This is a genomic window from Actinoplanes sp. NPDC051513, assembly GCF_044454685.1.
GTDB lineage: Bacteria > Actinomycetota > Actinomycetes > Mycobacteriales > Micromonosporaceae > Actinoplanes.
Genome location: NZ_JBITDW010000037.1, coordinates 73,345 through 92,490, shown reverse-complemented (window position 1 = coordinate 92,490; position 19,146 = coordinate 73,345). Strand labels below are relative to the sequence as shown.

15 protein-coding genes and 1 pseudogene are annotated in these 19,146 nt (G+C 66.8%); 9 read left to right on the top strand and 7 right to left on the bottom strand.

Features of this window, described 5'->3' with window-relative positions; all coding sequences use genetic code 11:
• The first annotated feature begins 319 nt into the window (after positions 1-319).
• A complete protein-coding gene (locus tag ACIA5D_RS48930; RefSeq protein WP_396037592.1) occupies positions 320-1,102 on the top strand; it encodes a transposase family protein in 783 nt (260 codons plus the stop codon).
• Positions 1,103-1,248: 146 nt separating this feature from the next.
• On the opposite strand, the gene ACIA5D_RS48925 is transcribed toward ACIA5D_RS48930, so the two are convergent.
• From ACIA5D_RS48925 to ACIA5D_RS48915, 3 genes are all read right to left on the bottom strand, one after another.
• Positions 1,249-2,571, bottom strand: a complete 1,323-nt coding sequence (locus ACIA5D_RS48925; protein ID WP_396037591.1) for a hypothetical protein — start codon at positions 2,569-2,571, stop codon at positions 1,249-1,251.
• A complete protein-coding gene (locus ACIA5D_RS48920) occupies positions 2,568-3,764 on the bottom strand; it encodes an ATP-binding protein (RefSeq protein ID WP_396037590.1) in 1,197 nt (398 codons plus the stop codon). The genes ACIA5D_RS48925 and ACIA5D_RS48920 overlap by 4 nt, the downstream gene beginning before the upstream one ends.
• Positions 3,765-3,942: 178 nt before the next feature.
• Positions 3,943-5,238 carry a DNA sulfur modification protein DndB gene (locus ACIA5D_RS48915; RefSeq protein ID WP_396037589.1) on the bottom strand — a complete coding sequence of 432 codons (1,296 nt, stop codon included), beginning with the start codon at positions 5,236-5,238 and terminating at the stop codon, positions 3,943-3,945.
• Between the two features lie 373 nt (positions 5,239-5,611).
• Here ACIA5D_RS48915 and ACIA5D_RS48910 point away from each other — a divergent pair, with 373 nt between their 5' ends.
• Positions 5,612-6,022: an NUDIX hydrolase gene (locus ACIA5D_RS48910; RefSeq protein WP_396037588.1), complete on the top strand. Its 411-nt coding sequence runs from the start codon at positions 5,612-5,614 to the stop codon at positions 6,020-6,022.
• Positions 6,023-6,518: 496 nt separating this feature from the next.
• On the top strand, positions 6,519-6,908 hold the full coding sequence (locus tag ACIA5D_RS48905) for a nuclear transport factor 2 family protein (RefSeq protein ID WP_396037587.1): 390 nt from the start codon (positions 6,519-6,521) through the stop codon (positions 6,906-6,908).
• A gap of 57 nt (positions 6,909-6,965) precedes the next feature.
• On the opposite strand, the gene ACIA5D_RS48900 is transcribed toward ACIA5D_RS48905, so the two are convergent.
• A complete protein-coding gene (locus ACIA5D_RS48900) occupies positions 6,966-9,383 on the bottom strand; it encodes a transglycosylase domain-containing protein (protein ID WP_396037586.1) in 2,418 nt (805 codons plus the stop codon).
• A 298-nt stretch (positions 9,384-9,681) separates the two neighbouring features.
• On the opposite strand from ACIA5D_RS48900, the gene ACIA5D_RS48895 reads away from it, so the two are divergent.
• The gene (locus tag ACIA5D_RS48895) at positions 9,682-9,984 is read left to right on the top strand and encodes a WhiB family transcriptional regulator (protein ID WP_396037585.1); all 303 of its coding nucleotides are present in this window, start codon (positions 9,682-9,684) and stop codon (positions 9,982-9,984) included.
• Between the two features lie 2 nt (positions 9,985-9,986).
• Here the strand turns inward: ACIA5D_RS48895 and ACIA5D_RS48890 are convergent, their stop codons facing one another.
• From ACIA5D_RS48890 to ACIA5D_RS48880, 3 genes are read right to left on the bottom strand one after another with little or no spacing between them, the layout of a single operon-like run.
• Positions 9,987-11,108, bottom strand: a complete 1,122-nt coding sequence (locus ACIA5D_RS48890) for an ArsA family ATPase (protein ID WP_396037584.1) — start codon at positions 11,106-11,108, stop codon at positions 9,987-9,989.
• Positions 11,109-11,127: 19 nt separating this feature from the next.
• On the bottom strand, positions 11,128-12,084 hold the full coding sequence (locus tag ACIA5D_RS48885; RefSeq protein ID WP_396037583.1) for an ArsA-related P-loop ATPase: 957 nt from the start codon (positions 12,082-12,084) through the stop codon (positions 11,128-11,130).
• 23 nt (positions 12,085-12,107) lie between these two features.
• Positions 12,108-12,971 carry a hypothetical protein gene (locus tag ACIA5D_RS48880; protein WP_396037582.1) on the bottom strand — a complete coding sequence of 288 codons (864 nt, stop codon included), beginning with the start codon at positions 12,969-12,971 and terminating at the stop codon, positions 12,108-12,110.
• A 110-nt stretch (positions 12,972-13,081) separates the two neighbouring features.
• Between ACIA5D_RS48880 and ACIA5D_RS48875 the strand changes: the two genes are divergently transcribed.
• The 5 genes and pseudogenes from ACIA5D_RS48875 to ACIA5D_RS48855 all read left to right on the top strand — a co-directional run.
• A complete protein-coding gene (locus tag ACIA5D_RS48875; RefSeq protein WP_185038204.1) occupies positions 13,082-13,237 on the top strand; it encodes a DUF4177 domain-containing protein in 156 nt (51 codons plus the stop codon).
• Complete coding sequence (locus ACIA5D_RS48870; protein ID WP_396037581.1) at positions 13,234-13,719, top strand: RidA family protein; 486 nt, start codon at positions 13,234-13,236, stop codon at positions 13,717-13,719. The genes ACIA5D_RS48875 and ACIA5D_RS48870 overlap by 4 nt, the downstream gene beginning before the upstream one ends.
• A gap of 114 nt (positions 13,720-13,833) precedes the next feature.
• The gene (locus ACIA5D_RS48865; RefSeq protein WP_396037580.1) at positions 13,834-14,604 is read left to right on the top strand and encodes an MBL fold metallo-hydrolase; all 771 of its coding nucleotides are present in this window, start codon (positions 13,834-13,836) and stop codon (positions 14,602-14,604) included.
• Positions 14,601-18,266: an adenylate/guanylate cyclase domain-containing protein gene (locus tag ACIA5D_RS48860; RefSeq protein WP_396037579.1), complete on the top strand. Its 3,666-nt coding sequence runs from the start codon at positions 14,601-14,603 to the stop codon at positions 18,264-18,266. The genes ACIA5D_RS48865 and ACIA5D_RS48860 overlap by 4 nt, the downstream gene beginning before the upstream one ends.
• A 31-nt stretch (positions 18,267-18,297) precedes the next feature.
• A pseudogene (locus ACIA5D_RS48855) lies at positions 18,298-19,113 on the top strand (serine/threonine-protein kinase); the annotation flags it as partial.
• Positions 19,114-19,146: the final 33 nt, after the last annotated feature.

The window sequence follows — 19,146 nt, the reverse complement described above, 5'->3', positions numbered from 1 at the left end:
CACCCGCTACGACAAACTCGCCGTCCGGTACCAGGCCACGGTCCACATCGCCGCGATCAACGAGTGGCTATGACACTTCATAAACACGCCCTAGCAGCAACCGATTCGACCTGCCGGGCCCAAGGAGCCCGTCGCAGGAGGTCTGACCTCGTATTACACCCGATCCGACCGAGTCGTGGTGGCTCCATCGCTCAATGAGCCATTTTCAACGTGATGGTGCAGGTCACGGTCGTTGCGGCAACCCGGTGTCTACATAGGACGAGGCTCCCGGTAAGACAGCAGTCGACCAAGATCCGATGCCCCAACCGGGAGCCTCGCTGTGCTGTCTTACCCTGCCGCGATTCCGCTGTCCACCCGCACCCTCAACCACCTCGCCGGCCTCATCCGCCGGAACCGCGAGCTGCGCCGATCGAGGTGGCGGCGCCTCGACCCGGGCCGGCAAGCCCTGCTCGCCCTGGCGCATCTGCGCAACGGCGACACCTACACCCGGCTGGCCTGCGGATTCGAGATCGGCGTGGCCACCGCCTGGCGGTACGTGCGTGAGGCCGTCGACCTGCTCGCCGCGACCGCTGACGGCCTGCACACCGCGATGGACAGGATCGGCCTGCTGGCCTACGCAATCCTGGACGGCACCCTGATCCCCGCCGACCGGGTCGCCGACCAGAAGCCCTACTACTCCGGGAAACACCGGCGCCACGGCGTGAACATGCAGGTCATCGCCGACCCGGCCGGTCGTCTCGTCTGGGCGTCCGCCGCGCTGCCCGGCGCCGCCCACGACCTGACCGCGGCCCGCACCCACGGCATCATCGATGCCCTGACCGGTGCCAACGTGATGACCTTCGCCGATAAGGCGTACCAGGGTGCCCGCGGCAGTATCCGGACGCCGTTCAAACGCCACCGGTACCGGCCGAAACTGTCGGCCCGGCAGAGAGCCGTCAACCGGGCCCACGCCCGCCTCCGCGCCCTCGGCGAACGCGCCAACGCCACCCTCAAGACCTGGAAAGTCCTGACCAAGCTACGTTGCTGCCCGCGCCGAGCGACCGCGATCGTGCAGGCCATCCTCGCTCTACACCACATCGAGAACCCGATCTACCGAGGATGAAAAAGGCTCAATGACCGGCCTCGTAAGATCTTCGATTGGAAGAAACCCTCCGAGGTATTAGCCGAACTCGTAGAGTCACATGCTTCCACCGGCTGAATCTGCCCAGTCCTACACGTTGGGAGGCGCGGCTTCAATCTCGGGGTTCGCTACCAGTAAATGGCAACAAATTCGACCTCAAGCTTTCGGGTAAGCGGTGCGTCGGCTCGTCTACGTTGTACCAGATTGTTCTGGCCGCCGCCCTCAGGAACTGAAATGTTCCGAAGAGCGGTTTCGCGAACGCGACGGACGATTTCGCGGTCGGCTTGTGTATCGACGGCCCTCACAACAACGTCAAAAGCTCGTCTCTGCGATTCCAGTTCGCCATTGTCCTCTAGCGTTGCCGCTGCGGCATCTACCGCGGCTGCGAGGGCTGCTGCATTCGTCTGGACACCCAGTTCGCAAGCCAAGTTGTGTCCGAAGTCCCGCACGACTTCAGGCCAGTCAATCTTTGGCGGATTTGCGTCATTTTCATTGGGTCCAGAAAAGTCATCCGGAAGCGCTGACATGAGTTCTGTTACGTCCAAAGAAACGCTCTTGAGGACGCCAGAGAGCTTTACGGGATCCCACTTATCGCGAAGCTTCGGCGATTCTACGCGTACGTAGGCGGTGTAGGCTTCTTCGCCGAAGAGAACCCTTCGTAGATCCCGCGAGTAGGCCGAAAAATTGGTGACTCCAACAATTTCAAGCGGCACGAGCATGTGCGCAATGCGACTTTCGGGCATGATGAGGGAGCGCTCGACTAAGATCTCCTCATCGTCCAACTTTAGAACCGCATATTTGTTGCTAATTCCGCAAACCGGGACTAGGCCGACCAAAAGTCCGTCAATCATCTGTAAGATCGTCACGGCCTGCTCGTAGCTCGACTTGTCAATTCCAAAGAAGGACTCTCGGTCCTTGACGATTTCGACGATAGAGGAAACTGCGCTCACGAGCTGATATGTCTTCTCCGCCGAGAGGGTGAGTTCCAATTCCAGGACGTCGCCACGCTTGACTTGATCCATAGATATCATCTGGCCGTGACGGATTAGCTTCCGCCGATTTCCAGAGATATCAGCTACCGTTGCAAGAGAGCCGTGCTCGATTGCGTGCCATCGACGCTTTGGGCCAGGGGCTGTCAATAGCAGCTCATCCTCACCGCCAATGCGCAAATCACGAAACGTGCTCTGAATTACGGCTTTCCGGACGGTCTCCCTGGCGGAAGTATCCGAATTCTTCACTCTCGACTCGGAGCCGAACTTTATTTTGCTCATTGCTAAGCCAGACGTCGCCTTGGCCTCGCGTTCGCTTGACCTTGTGAGAGTCTCCTTTACTGTATCCTTAATGGCTCCGTCCCGTGCCGCAATCAGGCTCGTAACGCTTACCTCGTCGAGGTAAACAAATTCTCGGCGCTGCTTGGACCATGACCGGTCACGTTTGCGAAAGATATTCATTCCTGGCCAGTCTTCTTTAGCGTTGGTATGCGCTGTACTCGCGTTACGGCTTCATTGACATCTTCTAAGCAAAGAGAGTTGCGGCCGTCGAGCGCGGCGAGGACAGCCGCTTCGGTCCAGATTGCCGATAGGTCCGCTGCCGTCCAACCATCGGTCCCGGCTGCCAATTCCGAGAAGTTCGGCTGCTCAGAAAACTTCAGCCGCCGCGCAGAAGCTGCCAGGATTGCGCTGCGATTTGTTGCATCGGGAAGCGAAAACTCCAGCTTATGGGATAGTCGACCAGGCCGAAGCAGGGCCTCGTCAAGGCTCCCGGCTAGGTTAGTGGTCGCAATTACGATTACTTGTTCATAGGCGGTGAAACCATCAAGGAGAGAAAGAAACTGGCCAACAAGGCGATTGGTTGCCTCGTGATTCGCCGCCCCCCTTTGTGTATATAGGCTGTCGATCTCGTCGAAGAACAGAACCGCCGGCGCGTGACTTTGAGCGTGTTCGAAGATGCTTCTGAGTGTTCTTTCGCTCTGCCCAACGAACTGATCAATGATCGCAGGGCCACTAATGTTGTAGAAACGTGCCTGAGTGGCGCTAGCGAGCGCTTTCGCAAGAAACGTCTTGCCGGTACCGGAAGGGCCAGAGAAGAGCATTCCCTTGATGGGATTGGCGCCAATGGCTTTTATCCTGTTGGCCGGGTCAAGCGCCACAGTGACCAAATCCCTGGCGCGCTTCACCATCTTGGTTGAGCCGCCAAAATCATCAAGTGTTGTTGTGTCCGAGGGCTCGTATATCAAAGACTCAATATCGAATTCGTTCCGATCGAGAAGACCCAGACGATCAACCGGCTTGGCTGAAAGCAATTTCCCGGGGTTTCCCGACGAGTCCATCTCAATTGTCTGACCGATTTCGAACGGTAGGTTCGGCCGTTGTCGAAAGGACCTAAGCTTGCCGTCGATCTCGACGACTGCGCTATCCTCGGCCACGAGGCGGACCGTGCCGACGTCTGAGCCCGTGCTCCACAGATTGGCCGAAACTTTCTCGGCAGGCTCGCCGTCTACGCAAAAGAGCACATCGCCTATTGAGTAGCTCTCACAATCGCCGGATTCAAAGTAGCCTGTTGCGCCGCCCTGAAAGTCAAGCCATACTCGATAAATTTCGGGTTCGACCAGTCGAACCTTCGCAACTCGTCCTTCGGCGTTCAATGCGTTTCCTGTAAGCAGTCGTTAGGGTTTATTGAAGACAGCACCTCAGCGAGTCCCCGCGGATGAGAACCGGCCGCTCAACTTCTAGATATGATTCTTTCCGCAAATATGGCTTGCTACGCCTTCAACACGTGTCGACCTTGTCTGCGTGCAAACGCAAGGATGCCTATGAATGTATTCACAGCATGGGCAACGTGCTGATTGCAGAATCGTGTGCCGGGAGACGAAGTGCAGCCATGACCTTCTTGGCCGCCACGCGTCCAGGGCCTCGCGTGGTGCTTATCTTGTCATCCGCGATGATGTTGCCGTCCCACATCTCGGCATCGCGGCGCCAATCGATCGTGGTGGCGAGGTCGATGTAGCGGGCGGTCCTCCAATCCGGGTCCGGATTCTTTTCGATCTCATAAGCTACGTGACCAATGACGACCAAGCCGGTCGCGGTCATATTGATGAAGTGCTTTCGGAAGTCTACGACCTGATTCGCCGGCCCACCCGACGTAGGCAACGCTGCAATGGAGTTCCACGGTGCCATGTGCTCGGTCAAGGTGGCGAGCATGGCGAGGGTCCGCTCGACGAAGGCGTCTTGAGTCTCGGTGGAGCCGATTACCTGGAGGCTTCTGCTCGGAATGCTCGCCTCGCTCAATGCGTAATCATGGAAGAGTAGCTCCTTGACCATCCCGCGAACCTGGTTGAGGAGGAAGATTGCTGGTGAAAGCTTCGATAGGCTCTTGGAGGTTTCGTCGATTCGCCCTCGCATTAGGGCTGAACCGTCCACGATCTTCGTCAAGACCCTATTCAACGGCTCCCTGGTGTTATATGCAGCTAGGAGGCTGGCGGGGATTTGCTTGGTCTGTGCTGCATCAGCGAAGTCCTGATGGACACGGGCCAGGTCCGGTTCCACGACGATAACCACAGAGATGCTGTCGCTCATGAACGGCGAGTCGATATCGGTCAAAGACTCGCTGCGCCTGGCAATCGCGGCAAGACGATGCTGGCCGTCAGTCACTGAGAACTTCGTCTCGTCTCCGATGACGACGAATCCGGCGGTCATTGCAAAGTTCCCTCGCGGGATGTGGATGGCAGGGATGGAGCGGACATTGAGCGTGACCGGCGGCAGGATGTAGTTGCCCTCGTTGTCGGTCAAGTACTTGGCAATGGAGCGAACATGGCCGGTGTCCATCGGACGGTTTGTAGCCATGCGGGGATTGCCCCCTTTGGTTGCCGAGTCCGCGACCACATGCTTGACAAGGAAGGCATTCGAGAAGGCCGTGGTCAGCATGAGGCGACCGCCCTGCTGAAAAACGACGCACGTAAAGACGCGGCCTCCTGCCGCCGACGCGGCCTCACTCGCCGCAGTCTGAGCCGCGGTCAATGAGTCGTGCTGGGTAAGGCCAAGTTCCGCGAAGAACAACGTGATGCCTCCGTCAGTCGGCGCCCTCCACAGTGAAGTGGCGCGAGTAGCAACGTATGGCATGCCGCGTACTACGTCAAGATGCCCACGTAGTACGTCTTGCCTTCAGCGTAATTCTGGTGGGCGCCTGTCTGATGGCTGTCCTGGCACGACACGCCTCCCTGCCGTTTTGGTGCGTGGGGTCGCTTCGCGACTTGACAGCCCCGGGTCCGTCGGTATCCGGGTTTAGGCCTCCGGGAGGACGGGAACAGCCGACCACCGCAGACCGCAAGGCGCACGGCGGAGTAATCGCCGGTGAGTGACTGATCAAGTGACGACCGTGGCGCCTACTGTCGGACCTTGTTCCTTTGCGGACGGGGTTGGTCGGGCTTGGATCCTTCGCCAGACTACGGAGGCGAGCCGCGAAGCATCTTGGTCCATGACGGAGCGAGGACATATGACCGAGTCAGGGAACACTGAGGATTTAGCCGTCGCTGCGGCCGTGGTTGTAGACGACGGTCGGGTGTTGCTGGTCCGTCGGCGTGTGGAGGAAGGCCGGCTTTCGTGGCAGTTTCCGGCAGGGAAGCTGGATCCGGGTGAGTCTGGTGATGCCGCCGCTGTCCGGGAGACCCTGGAGGAAACTGGCCTGACCGTTCGAGCCATCAGCCGCCTTGGCACACGAGTGCATCCTGACACCGGCAGGTCGATGCTTTACGTCGCATGCGACGTTGTCGCCGGCACGGCATATGTGGCCGCCATGGACGAGATAGCGGACGTGGCCTGGTGTGACCGCGCAATGCTTGCCGCATACGTGCCGTACCCGATATTCGGTCCCGCTCAGGAGTACCTCGACGGCAAGATCCGCTGACGATGCTCTTTGTGCAGCCCACGGCGGCGGGCTCGCCGACCGCGCCCTCGTTTACCCCCCGAAAACCACTTACAACCGTTGATCAAGGGCGGCAAATGACGATCGACCTCGGCGCACGCATGCGCTGGTGGTGGTTACTCCTGACGAACAATGACAAACCCGTTGGAGTGACGGTTGGCAAGAAGAGGGCCGTCGGTTCAAATCCGGCCACCCCGACCAGGTCAGAGGCCGTTTCCTTCAATGGAAGCAGCCTCTGCTGCGTCCTGGGCAACCGACCGTCTGGCTATCCCTTCCGGGCGACTGAGCAGGCAGGGAAGCCACCGCGACCACCAGATCCCCCGGCAACGCCGGCGTCCTCGACGTGGGCCAGCGCCGAGTCCAGCAACTCGCTGGGTTTACGAAGCAACGAGCGGCGAGCAACGAGCCAGCGAGGGCCGTAGGCTCGGTCGTCGCTTGGTTGCAGTTGAAGTTGGGAGAGCCTGCTGTGGCGTTGTCCGTGGAAGACAGGCTTGCGGTGCATGAGCTCATCTCGCTGCACGGCCACCTGATGGACAGCGGCGAATTCGGCCGGATGGGCGAGCTCTTCACCGCCGACGTTGTCTACGACCTCTCCGCGTTCGAGCGCGAGGAATTGCACGGGTACGAGGCGATCACCGAGGCGAGCCTGGCGTTGGGCGACGCGAACCCTGTCGGTCATCACGTCACGAACATCTGCGTGACCGAGGACGCGGACGGCACCGTGCGAGTGCGGTCGAAGGGGATCGGGATCTACGCCAACGGCACCGCGGGCAGCGTTGTCTACGAGGACGTCGTGCGTAAGGAAGCGCGCGGGTGGCGGATCGCCTATCGCAAGGTGGGTCTTCGTCGCGTGCCGTTGCACCCCTGAGCACCGAAAAGGGCGGGCCATCGGATGATGGCCCGCCCGTTCGTCACGTCGAAGCCGTCAGCGGCGGCCGGGTTTTGTGGGCTTGACGGTGGGGGTGCCGGGGAGCTGGGGGGTCTGGGGCTGCTCGGCGCCCTTCCCGTTGCTCTTCTCGATGATCACCACGCCGCCCTTGATGGTGCGGCCGCTGGGGTTGGTGCCGGCCACGGTGCCTGCTGGGCACTTCGAGTCGACGTCCTGGCCTACCGAGACGTCGAAGCCGGCGCTCTCCAGGCGGCTTCGGGCGCTGTCGACCGAGTCGCAGGTGACGTCGGGGATCGAGCGCTGGTCGCCGGTGGCGATCTTGTCGTCGCCGGCGGTTTTGAACTGGACCTTGGGTTTGCCCTTCATGAAGTCGGCCAGGGTGTTCCAGACTGCCGGGTTCACGGTGCCGTGGGACATGCGGTCGGAGTGGTCCTGGTAGTCCGGGTTCACCAAGTAGCCCGCTACCACCAGCGACGTGGTTCCTGCGATGAGGGCCGCGGTCTTGTCGTGGTCGGTGGTGCCGGTCTTGCCGAAGACGGGGTGGCCGACGACGCCGTGCGTCTGGCCGGCGGTGGTGCCGTGGCACTGGCCCATCTGCGCCGAGTCGCCTACCGGGCAGCGGGCCGCGTCCAGCGCGGCGCGGGCTACGTCTTTGCTTGTCGCGCGGATGCAGTGTGACTTGCCGATGTCGAGCTTCTCGTTGTTCTGCGTGGTGATCTGCTCGATCGGGGTGGGCTCGCAGTACATGCCGTCGCCAGCCAGCGTGGCGTATGCGTTCGCCATGTCCAGCGGGGTCGAGGCGGACACGCCCAGCGTGAACGCGCCCCACTGGTTGGCCGAGCCGGGGGCGGCCAGGTCGGCGTCCTGCTTGACGCGGAACTGCACGCCGAAGCGCTTGGCGACCGCGACCACGTTCTCGGCGCCGACTCGCTCTTCCAGCGGCACGAAGTAGGTGTTCACCGAGTTGCCGAAGCCGGTCCACATGTTGTAGACGCCGGCCTCGCCCTCGCCCGCGTTGCCGGGGCACCAGAAGTGGGTGCCGCTACAGGCGGACGGGCTGTTCGAGTCGATGATGTAGCCCGACTTGTACTGCTTCGGCGCGTTGATGGTGTAGCTCAGCGGGTAGCCCTTTTCCAGGGCCGCCACCATCGTGAACATCTTGAACACCGAGCCGGCCTGGTAGCCGGTGATGTCGCCGCCGCCGGAGAGCAGCGGGTTCGTGGTGTTCGGGTACGTGCCCCGGACGCCCTTCTTCGCCTTCTTCGGGTCGGAGGACATCTCGTTCTGCGGGTGCGACGGGTCGTCTAGCTTGTACTTCCGGTTCGCCGCCAGGGCGCGCACCTTGCCGGAGCCGGGCTCGACGGCGGAGATCAGCAGCGCGTTCTTGTTCTTGTCGCCGATCTCGTCGGTGATGTTGGCGCGGGCCGAGGTCTGCGCCTTGATGTCGAGCGTGGTGGTGATGCGGTAGCCGCCGCTCTTGAGGCGGCGCTCCCGGTCGTACTGGGTCTCGCCGAACTCCTCGCGGCCCATCCACCAGCGGTAGAAGTAGTCGCAGAAGAAGCCCCACGCGTTCTTGGCGACCGAGACGCAGCCGTTGCCGACCGGCTTGACCTTGGTCGGGATCTTCTCCTTGACCGCCTTGTCGGCCTCGGCCTGGGTGATGGCGCCCATCTCGACCATGCCGGGGATCACGTAGTTGTTCCGGCGCTGGAGGATCTGGTCGTACCCCTCCTTGCTGGTGGGGTTGAAGCTGGTCGGCGCCTTGACCATGCCGGCGAGCATCGCGGCCTCGCCGACGGTCAGGTCTTTGGGCTTCTTGTTGAAGTAGACCTGGCTGGCGGCGAAGACCCCGTACGCCTGGTTGCCGAACGGCGCGATGTTCAGGTAGCGCTCGACGATCTGGTCCTTCGAGAGCTCCTTTTCCACCTGCAGCGCGTACTTCATCTCGGTGACCTTGCGCTTCGGCGTGTCCTTGGTGGCGTCCACGACCTCCTGCGGGTTGGTCGCCGAGTACGCCAGCGACATGCGGACCCACTGCATGGTGATCGTCGAGGCGCCCTGCTTGGACTTGCCGTTGTTGTTGTTGACGAAGGCCCGGGCCACGCCCTTCAGGTCGACGCCGTTGTGGTGGTAGAACTCGCGGTCCTCGGCGGCGACGATGGCCGCGGTCATGTACTTCGAGATGTCCTTGAGCGGCACGTCGCTGCGGAACTCGTCGTAGAACTGCGAGATCTGCGTCTTGTTGTCGGACGCGTAGATGCGGGTGATCTGGGGGGAGCTGAAGTCTTTGAGCTCACTGGGCAGGTTCGCGAACGTCTGGCCGCCGGCCTTGGCGGCCAGCCCCGACATGGCAGCGGCCGGGAAAGCGGCCGCCGCGACGACGACGCCGGCGAGTAATCCGCAGATCAGCAACGACGTCGCGTTGGCGAAGATGTTGTGATCGCGTCTGCGCATCCAGGAGGTCACCTGAGCAGGGTACGCGAAGGGCACACGGGATCGCCCGTCGAGAAGCTCACGGGTCGCCCAGATTGATTGTGCTACGAAGCGGCGACTCTGTGCTGCCCCTTCTCGGAAGCCGGTGCCGCCGAAAAGCCCGGTACACCCGAGCTATGCGTATTTGAGGGACAACGTTGCGTAATCACCCGACTACAGAGCATGATGGTCCGGCGAGCTGTCGCACGACGTCTGCACTGCTTGGGGGACATAAGCGCGCGGACGTCAGGGGGTGAACCGCAAGGGGGGACGTGTACAGATGGGGATGATCAGCGACTGGCCCAGCATGGCGGCGTGTCAGAGTGGCGACCCTGACGCGCTGTTCGTGCAGGGTGCCGAGCAGAACGTGGCGAAGAGGATCTGCCGCAGCTGCCCGGTCCGCTACGAGTGCCTCGCCGATGCCCTGGACAACAGGATCGAGTTCGGCGTTTGGGGAGGCATGACGGAACGGGAGAGGCGGGCGCTGCTGCGCCGCCACCCGCACGTGGCGAGCTGGCGGAAGATGTTCGAGGCCGCGCTCCGGGAGAAGAGCGCCGACAAGGTTCTCGTCCCGACCCGCTGACTTCAACTTGTGAGCAGGGCGCCTATCGTTCGCAGCCCGTCGACGTCGTGGACGTCGGCGGGCTGCGCCGTGATCGAGGCGGCCGGGACGTCGGGGAACGCGTCCGTCAACGTGGCGGCCACGCGTACCTCTCGCTCGATCTGCCGCATCAGCGCGGCATGAATGCGGAGCGCATCGGCCGTCGTGGCCTGCGCCGGCGGCAAGGCGTCGGCCGAAGCGTCGGACAGGGATGCCGGCAGATCGGAGATGTCCGACCGGTGCATCCGGTTGAGGACCAGGCCCGCGAGCGGCATCCGCTCGGCGACCAGACGCTCCGCGAAATACGCGGCCTCGCGGACCGCGTCGCGCTCCGGCGCGGCGACCAGCAGGAACGCGGTCTGTGGGTCTTGCAGGATCCGGTACGTCTCGTCGGCGCGCTGCCGGAATCCGCCGAACATCGAGTCGAGGGCGGCCACGAAGCCCGACAGGTCGGTCAGCAGCTGGGCGCCGAGGATCTTCTGCACGGTACGGGAGAACAGCCCGAACGAGGCCGTGACCAGGCTGAACATGCTCTTGCCCGAGCGTGCCGGCGCGAGCAGGAGACGCAGCATGCGGCCGTCGAGGAAGCGGGACAGGCGAGCCGGCGCGTCCAGGAAGTCGAGCGCCGAGCGGGACGGCGGGGTGTCCACCACGATCAGGTCCCACTCGTCGGTGGACCGCAGCTGCCCCAGCTTCTCCATCGCCATGTACTCCTGCGTGCCGGCGAAGGTCGAGCTCATGGCCTGGTAGAACGGGTTCGCAAAGATCTCGGTGGCGCGCTGCGGGGTGGTGTGCTGCTGCACGACCTCGTCGAACGTGCGCTTCATGTCGAGCATCATGGCGTGCAGCTCGCCGCCGTTCTCGGTGTCGATGCCCTTGACCTGGCGCGGGGTGTTGTCGAGCTCGCTCAGGCCCATCGACTGCGCCAGCCGGCGCGCGGGGTCGATGGTCAGCACCACGGTGCGCCGGCCGTGCACCTCGGCGGCGCGTACGCCCAGCGCGGCCGCGGTGGTCGTCTTGCCCACGCCGCCGGCGCCACAGCACACGACGATCCGGATGGCCGGATCGGCGAGAAGACGGTCGACGTCGAGAGGTTCAGCCACCACTACTCCAGAGTAATCACGGTCAGGCCCGCATGAGCTCGCGTGCGAGCTCGTCCAGGCCGGCACGGTCGGCGCCGCCGGGCAGCAGGGGAAGCTCGATCACCGGGCGGCCGGCGTCGGCCAGCTCGACCCGCAGGGACTCCTCGAGATCGCGCCGGGTCAGATACGCCTTCGCCTCGGCGGCCAGGCCGTTGACCGTCGCCGCGTCGGTCGGCAGGCCGGCGTCGGTGAGGCCGCGCTTGAGCTCGGCCTTGGTCACCTTGCCGGCGGTGAGCAGCGCCGGGCGGGCGCCGTTCACGATGATCCGGCCGAGCGAGATGTTCAGCGCCTGGAGCTCGGCGATCGCGTCCAGCGTCTCTTGTACCGGCATTTCCTCGAGCAGGGTGACCACGTGCACCGAGGTGATCGGGGAGCGCAGCAGCGAGGCGACGCCGTCGCTCTGCGTCTTGATCGGGCCCATCTTGGTGAGCTTGGCCGTCTCGGCCGTGACGTTGAGGAACCGGCCGATCCGGCCGGTGGGCGGGGCGTCGAGCACCACGGCGTCGTAGACCCGGCGGCCGTCGTGCGAGCGGGTGGTCGACTCCTTCACCTTCCCGGTGAGAAGCACGTCACGCATGCCCGGCGCGATCGTGGTGGCGAAGTCGATGGCGCCCACCTTGCGCAGGGCCCGGCCGGCCGCGCCCAGGTGGTAGAACATGTCGAGGTATTCCAGGAGCGCCTCTTCCGGGTCGACCGCGAGCGCGCGCACCTCGCCGCCGCCGGCCAGCTTGGCGATCCGCAGCTCCTTGTACGGCAACGGGGCCACCTCGAAGAGCTGGGCGATGCCCTGCCGGCCTTCCACCTCGACCAGCAGCGTGCGGCGCCCGCCCTCGGCCAGGCCGAGGGCCAGCGCGGCGGCCACCGTCGTCTTGCCGGTGCCGCCCTTGCCGGTCACGACGTGCAGCCGCGCCGGCCATCTGCTGTTGACGTGCTCGCCCATGCCCACAACGGTACGGCGGGCTGTCAGCCGGACACCTCGCAGACCAGCCAGCCCGTCTTGCGGATCACGGTGAACTCGAGGGCTTGCCTGGCCGTTTTCTCGTCGCCGGTCGACATGGTGATCTGCACCGAGACCAGCGCCCGGTCTTCGCCGGAGGTGGACACGGCCGGTTCTTCCCAGCGGTAGACCGGGTCTTGATAGCCCTCCGAGTACGTCCGGATCTCGTTGACCCGGTCGGCGAGCTTGGTCTTGTCGCGCGCCTCGCGGCACACCAGGTCGTCGGCGGCGGTCGCGTCCTGCTGGGTGTAGACCGCGGTGAGGAAGCGGTTGACCGCGGTCGCCGGGTCGGGCGAGCCGGGGTTGTCGGCGTCGCGGAGCAGCAGGTATGCCGAGGTGGCGCCCCCGGCGCAGAGCAACAGCGTGGCGGCGAGCGCCAGCGAGACCCAGAGCCCGCCGCGCTTGCCCGTGGCGGCCGGCGCGGGCGGCACCTGCCAAGGCTGCTGCGGCCCCGACCAGATCGGTTCGGGCTGGACCTCGGGCGCGGACGGGCCCCAGCCCATGTTCTCGGGCGGCTGGGTCTGCCACTGCCCCGCCGCCTCGTGCTGGGCGTGCCAGGGCGTAGTGGCCGGAATCACCTGTGTGTGATCGGCCGCAGCGGCCGGCACGACGGTCGGCATGGAGGCCGTCGGCGCCTCGTCGGCGAACGTTCCCGACGGCGGCCACTGCGGTGCGTGCGGATCGGGCGCGGCGTCGATGAAGTCGAGCACGTGCGGCGGTTCCGGCGGGATCGGGTCGCCGGGCGGGATCGGCTGCGGCGGCTCGGGCTCGGGCGAGGGCACGGGCGCGGGCTCCGGATGACCCGGGTGGCCGCCCTGCGGGTGCGTCATGTCGCCCTCCAAGATCTCCTCTGCGAGGCCTTGGCGTCAGCCTAGCCAAGCCGGGCCGTGCGTGGGTCCTAAGCTGACCCGGTACCCGACGATTAGGGAGTATGCAGGCGATGCAGAAGTGGGAGTACGTGACCGTGCCCCTGCTGGTCCACGCGACCAAGCAGATCCTCGACAACTGGGGCGAGGACGGCTGGGAGCTCGTCCAGGTCGTTCCCGGTCCCAATCCTGAGCAGCTGGTCGCTTACATGAAGCGGCCGAAGTCGTGACGACTCCCATCGCCGGCGAGGGCGGCGTCGACGCCTACGAGAAGCTGGCCGAGCTCGGGATCACGCTTCCGCCGGTGGTGCCCCCGCTCGCGGCGTACCTCCCGGCCGTTCAATCCGGCAATTACGTGTACGTCTCGGGCCAGCTTCCCCTGGTCGAGGGCAAGCTGCCGCTGACCGGCAAGGTCGGCGCCGAGGTCACCGCCGAGCAGGCCGCCGAGCTGGCCCGCACCTGCGCGGTGAACGTGCTCGCGGCCGTCGAGTCGCTGGTCGGCCTGGGCCGGGTCGTCAAGATCGTGAAGGTGTCCGGGTTCGTGGCGTCGGCGCCCGGCTTCACCGGTCAGCCCGCGGTCGTGAACGGCGCCTCGAACCTGTTCGGTGACGTCTTCGGCGAGCAGGGCCGGCACGCGCGCAGCGCGGTCGGGGTGGCCGAGCTTCCCCTTGGCGCGCCCGTCGAGGTCGAAGCGATAGTAGAGGTCGCCTGAAGAGCCAAGAGATCCGTTTTGCCGGAAAGGGCAACGCAGCGTGACCTGAGCGGCCGCTGAGATCGCACATCCGGTCCTCGGCTCCACCCCCGTGCGCGACGTAGGATTTCGCGCATGGGGGGAGCTGCGCTCGACGGCCTGCCGGGCTGGGTGACGCTGCTCCGTGCCCCCAACCCGGGGCCGATGACCCTCGACGGCACCAACACGTGGGTGCTGCGCGCGCCGGGCGAAGAGTTCGGCTTCGTGATCGACCCGGGCCCGCTCGACGAGGGTCACCTCCGCAAGATCGCCGAGCACGGCCCGTTCCGCGCCATCCTGATTACGCACGGTCACCACGACCACGTCGAAGGTGCTCCGCGGCTGTCCGAGATGCTGGGTGCGACGCCGATAGCGACCGGGTCCGAGATCAAGAGTGACGGCCTGGACATCCAGGTTCTCCCTACTCCCGGGCATACCGCCGATTCGGTGTGTTTTCTGGTCGAGTCCGGGAATGTCCGGGCGATGTTCACCGGCGACACGATCCTCGGGCGCGGAACGACGGTGGTGGCCGCGCCCGATGGCGACCTGGGCTCCTATCTCGACAGTTTGACGGCGCTGACGGCGTACGAAAGCGTCTTGATGTTTCCGGGCCACGGCCCGGCGCAGGACGACGTGGCCGTATTCGCGCGGTTCTATCTCGATCACCGGCGGGAGCGCCTCGCCCAGGTGGAAGCGGCCATGGCGCGCGGCGCGGAGACCCCGGAAGCGGTTGTTGATCTCGTTTATCCCGACATCGACCCGGCCGTGCGGTTTGCGGCGATCTTCAGTGCCAAAGCGCAACTGGATTATCTCCGTCACAAAAATCGGGAATCAGGAACAAGGGCCGACGGGTTGGATCGGCTGTGACCTGTCCTGTGTGTGGAACCGTCGCCGTCCCCGGCGCCCGCTTCTGCCACAACTGCGGCGCCGCCCTCCCGGCCGCGGCCACGTTGCCCGCTGCCGAGCGACGCATCGTGACCGTGCTCTTCGGTGACCTGTCCGATTTCACGTCCTGGTCGGAAGATCTCGATCCCGAGCGCGTCGGCGCGGTGACCGACCGCGTGCTGGCCGCGCTCGCCGGCGCGGTGAAGACGTTCGGCGGTCACGTCGACAAGCTGACCGGCGACGGCATCATGGCGGTCTTCGGCGCCCCGGTGGCCCATGAGGACGACGCCGAGCGCGCGGTCCGCGCCGCGCTGAGCATGCAGCGCGCGGTCCGCCGGGTGCTCGACGACGAGCGCGGCGGCGGCGCCCCGCTCGGCCTGCGCATCGGCGTCAACACCGGCGACGTGGTCGCCGGCATTCAGGCCGGCATCGAATACACGGTCATCGGCGACACGGTGAACACGGCCGCGCGGTTCGCCGACGCGGCCGCGGTCGGCGCGGTCTACGCGGGCTCGCGCACCAGCGCCGGCACCCGGCACGTCGCCTCCTGGCGGCAGCTGCGCCCGCTGCGGCTCAAGGGCAAGCGCGAGCCGGTGCCCGCGTTCGAGCTGCTCGGCCTGCACGACGCGCCCGGCACCCGGTCGGGCCTGGGCGACGAGGCGCCGTTCGTGGGTCGCGAGACCGAGCTGGGCCGGGTGTCCGGCCGGCTCGCCGAGGCGATCGACTCGGGCACGCCGCGGGTCATGGTGATGACCGCCGAGGCCGGCATCGGCAAGTCCCGCTTCGCCGGCGAGGTCAAGCGGCTCGCCGCCGGCTATGACGTCGGCGCCGGCGGCCGGTACGCGGCGCACACCGGCGCCCGGGTGCTGCGGGTGCGCTGCCGCGCGTTCGGCGAGCGCCGTCGCTTCGCGCCGCTGGCCGACCTGGTGCGCAAGTCCGTCGGCCTGCCCAAAGACGTGGTCTCCACGGTCGGCCGCACGGTGGTCGAGGAACGCCTGCGCAAGCTCACCAACCGGCTGAGCCGCGAAGGGGAGGCCGCCAAGATCGATATCGACCGGTTGCTGGCCCTGCTCGGGTACGGCGAGGCGCCGGCGAACCCGGTCGGCCCGGCCACCGGCGCCGACTGGCAGCCGGCCACCACCCGGCAGGACGCCGACGCGGTGTCGTCGGCCGTGGCCGACCTGCTCTCGGCGCTCGCGGCCGAGGCGCCGCTGGTGGTCATCGTCGACGACCTGCACGACGCCACCGCGTCGACGGTCGACGGGCTCGGCCGCACCCTGTCGCTGCTCGAGGGCCCGGTCGTGGTGCTGCTGCTGGGCCGCCCCGAGCTGGTGCGCACGGCGGGCGCGCTGACCAGGCTCGCCGACGCCGAGGTCTACACGCTTCCCCCGCTGCGCGGCGCCGACGCGTCCCGGCTGCTCACGTCGTACCTGAACGGCGGCAAGCTGCCCCAGCCCGACACCGACCGCCTGCTCGCCACCGCACAGGGCAACCCGTTCTACCTGGCCGAGATGGTCACGCTGCTGATGGAGCGCGGCGCGCTGACTCCGGCGGTGGGCGCGAACGCGGTCGGCAAATGGCAGCTCACCAACGGCTCGCTCGGCAGCTCGCTGGGCAGTCAGGCACTGGGCAGCCAACTGCTCTCCCGCGATCTGGCCGCGGTGCTCGCGGCGCGTATCGACGCGCTGCCGCCCGAGCCCCGCGCGGTGCTGCGCGACGCCGCCGTCGTCGGCGACACCGTGCCGACCGGAGTGATCGAAGCGCTCCGGGAGCGGCGGGCGACCAGCGACGCGCGGCCCGGCGCGGTGGCCGCGGTCGAGCTCGAGCGCTCGATCGACGAGCTGCTCCAGCGCCGCATGCTGCACCGGGTGCGCGGCGGGTACGCGTTCACCACCCCGCTGATGCGCGAGGCGGCATACTCCGGCATCGGCAAGGCCGACCTCGCCGACCGGCACTCCTACCTGGCCACCTGGGCCGCGCCCGAGCTGATCGACCGGCTCGGCTACGACGGCGCCTCGCGCCTGAGCCTCACCGAGAACGAGCGGGACGCGTTCGTCGCCACCCACGCCGAGTGCGCGGTCGAGCTCGCCGACCAGGTGCGGCTGCGGCCCGACGCCGCGGTGCGCGATGTGGCCCCGCTGGGCGTCGCGGCGCTCGGCCGGATGGCCCGGCGGGCGCTGGCGAACATCGAGCCGGCCGCCTCGATCGAGTACGCCGAGCGCGCCTCGCTTCTGGTCAAGGAGCCACTGCCGGCGGCCGACCAACTCGTGCACGCCCGCGCGCTGCTGCGCCTGGGCCGGGCCGAGGAGGCGCTGGCCCACGGCGAGAAGATCGCCAAGAACTCCGCCGACGAGCCGGTGTCGCGGGCCGAGGCGCTGCTGGTGGTGGGCCGGGCGCACGAGGCGCTGGGCGACATCGGCCGGGCCGTCGCGGCCTGGCAGGAAGCGCTCGACGTGGCCACCGAGGCCGAGCTGCTGCCCGAGCGGGCCAACGCGATGCGCCGCCTCGGCATGGCCGACTTCCTGGCCGGCCGGCTGAGCCAGGCGAGCAGCCGGTTCGCGGCGGCCTATCAGGTGACCCTGGCCGCCGGCGACCGGCACGGGCAGGCCTGGGCGCTGCAGAACCTGGCCTGGGTGACCACGACGCGGGGTGACTTCGCCGGCACCGACGCCGTGCTCGGCCGGGCCGCGCGTCTCTTCGCCGAGCTGGGCGACCCGGTGGGCCGGTCCTGGCTGCGCGGCACCACGGCGTTCGCGCGGCTGCTGGCCGGCCGGTTGCAAGAGTCGCGCCGGCTGGCGCGCATCTTCCTGCCGTTCGGCGACCGGGTCGGCGAGGCGTGGGCGGTGGGCACGCTGCGTGCCGTCGAGGCGTACGCGGCGAGCGAGCTCGGCGAGCTGGGCGAGGCCGACGGCGAGGCCCGGCGGGCCTACCGGGACTTCAACGCGGTCGGCGACGACTGGGGGCGGGGCCTGGCGCTGGTCGTCCGCGGCGCGATCGCCCGCGGCCTCGGCGAGCTCGACCACTCCTTCGACCTGCTGAGCGACGCCCTCGGGTACGCCGACCGCACCGGTCACCCGCTGCTGCTGGGCATGGCCGGCACGCTGCGCGGTTTCGTCGCCCTCCAGCGGGGCGATCTGGCCCTGGCCGAGGCCGACGCGCGCCGGGTGATGGCGGCCGTCGAGCCGCACAACCCGCTGGCCCCGGCCCAGGTCGGGCCGCGGGTGCTGATGGCCGAGGCGCGGATCCGGGCCGGCGACGCGGTGACGGCGATCGGCCTGCTCGCCCCGATCGCCAGCGACACCGGTTCGCCGTCGCTGCTGTTCGCCCGGCGGCACGCGCTCGCGTCGTACGCGTCGGCCCTGCTCGCCGACGGCCGGGTGGCCGAGGCGCTGACCTGGATCGAGCGGGCCCGCGACGCGAAGTCCGAAGACGTGCGCAGCGGGGTGCTGGCCGAGATGACGTACGCCCGGGTGCTGGCCGCGGCCGACCGGTGCGACGAGGCGCGGCAGGCGGCCGAGCAGGCCGTTCTGCTGGCGTGTGCGACCGAGCAGGCCAGCGAGCGGGCGGCGGCCGAGGAACTGCGGGCCACCCTCGCCACCGGGCCGCTGGAAACTGTCGCGTACGCGTCGGACGTGCCGGGATGACCTAGCGCGGTCCTGGCGTAAGTTCTGTGGCATGACGGAGACGCCGCCAGGACCCCTGCCCGTGCCGTACGTGCCGGGCATGTCCGGTTTGTCCGTCATGGCGCGCGGCGGATACGCGACGGTCTATCGCGCGATGCAAGATTCGGTCGGCCGCGAGGTCGCCATCAAGATGGAGAACCGGCGCCTCGAGAGCAACCGTGACCAGGCGCGTTTCCTGCGCGAGGCCCGGGCCGCGGGCCGCATGTCCTCGCACCCGCACGTGGTCGATCTGTTCGACGTGGGCGTGACGGTCGACCAGCACCCGTACCTGATCATGGAACTTTGCGATGGCTCCTACCTGGACCGCATGCGGATCTCGCCGCTGAGCGCCACCGAGGCGCGCGACATGGGTATCAAGATCGCCGATGCGCTGGTGCACTCGCACGCCAACGGCGTGCTGCACCGCGACGTGAAGCCGGCCAACATCCTCTACTCGCACTTCAACTCGGCCGTGCTCGCCGATTTCGGCCTGGCCGTGCTGGGCGAGATGCGCGACTCCTCGGTCACCCTCGAGGTGCTCACCCCGGCCTATGCGCCGCCCGAGATGTTCCGGCACGACAACCCGTCCGGCGCCGTCGACGTCTACGCGCTCTGCGCGACCCTGTACGCGGTGATGCGCGGCCGCCCGCCGCGCTGGGACGGCGACCGCAACCCCAGCCTGATCACCCTGATGGAACTGTTCCACCAGCCCATCCCCGACCTGCCCGGCGTGCCCGGCGAGCTCATCCGGCTGCTGCGCTACGGCATGGCCAACGACCCGGCCTCCCGGCCCACCGCCGAGCAGCTGCGCGACCTGCTGACGAAGGTGGACCTGGAGGGCCCGGGCAATCCGCGGGTCCCG

Coding starts and splice junctions, on each gene's coding strand:
- ACIA5D_RS48925 (WP_396037591.1), bottom strand. CDS start 2,571: ATGAATATCTTTCGCAAACGTGACCGGTCATGGTCCAAGCAGCGCCGA.
- ACIA5D_RS48915 (WP_396037589.1), bottom strand. CDS start 5,238: ATGCCATACGTTGCTACTCGCGCCACTTCACTGTGGAGGGCGCCGACT.
- ACIA5D_RS48910 (WP_396037588.1), top strand. CDS start 5,612: ATGACCGAGTCAGGGAACACTGAGGATTTAGCCGTCGCTGCGGCCGTG.
- ACIA5D_RS48900 (WP_396037586.1), bottom strand. CDS start 9,383: ATGCGCAGACGCGATCACAACATCTTCGCCAACGCGACGTCGTTGCTG.
- ACIA5D_RS48895 (WP_396037585.1), top strand. CDS start 9,682: ATGGGGATGATCAGCGACTGGCCCAGCATGGCGGCGTGTCAGAGTGGC.
- ACIA5D_RS48885 (WP_396037583.1), bottom strand. CDS start 12,084: ATGGGCGAGCACGTCAACAGCAGATGGCCGGCGCGGCTGCACGTCGTG.
- ACIA5D_RS48880 (WP_396037582.1), bottom strand. CDS start 12,971: ATGACGCACCCGCAGGGCGGCCACCCGGGTCATCCGGAGCCCGCGCCC.
- ACIA5D_RS48875 (WP_185038204.1), top strand. CDS start 13,082: ATGCAGAAGTGGGAGTACGTGACCGTGCCCCTGCTGGTCCACGCGACC.
- ACIA5D_RS48865 (WP_396037580.1), top strand. CDS start 13,834: ATGGGGGGAGCTGCGCTCGACGGCCTGCCGGGCTGGGTGACGCTGCTC.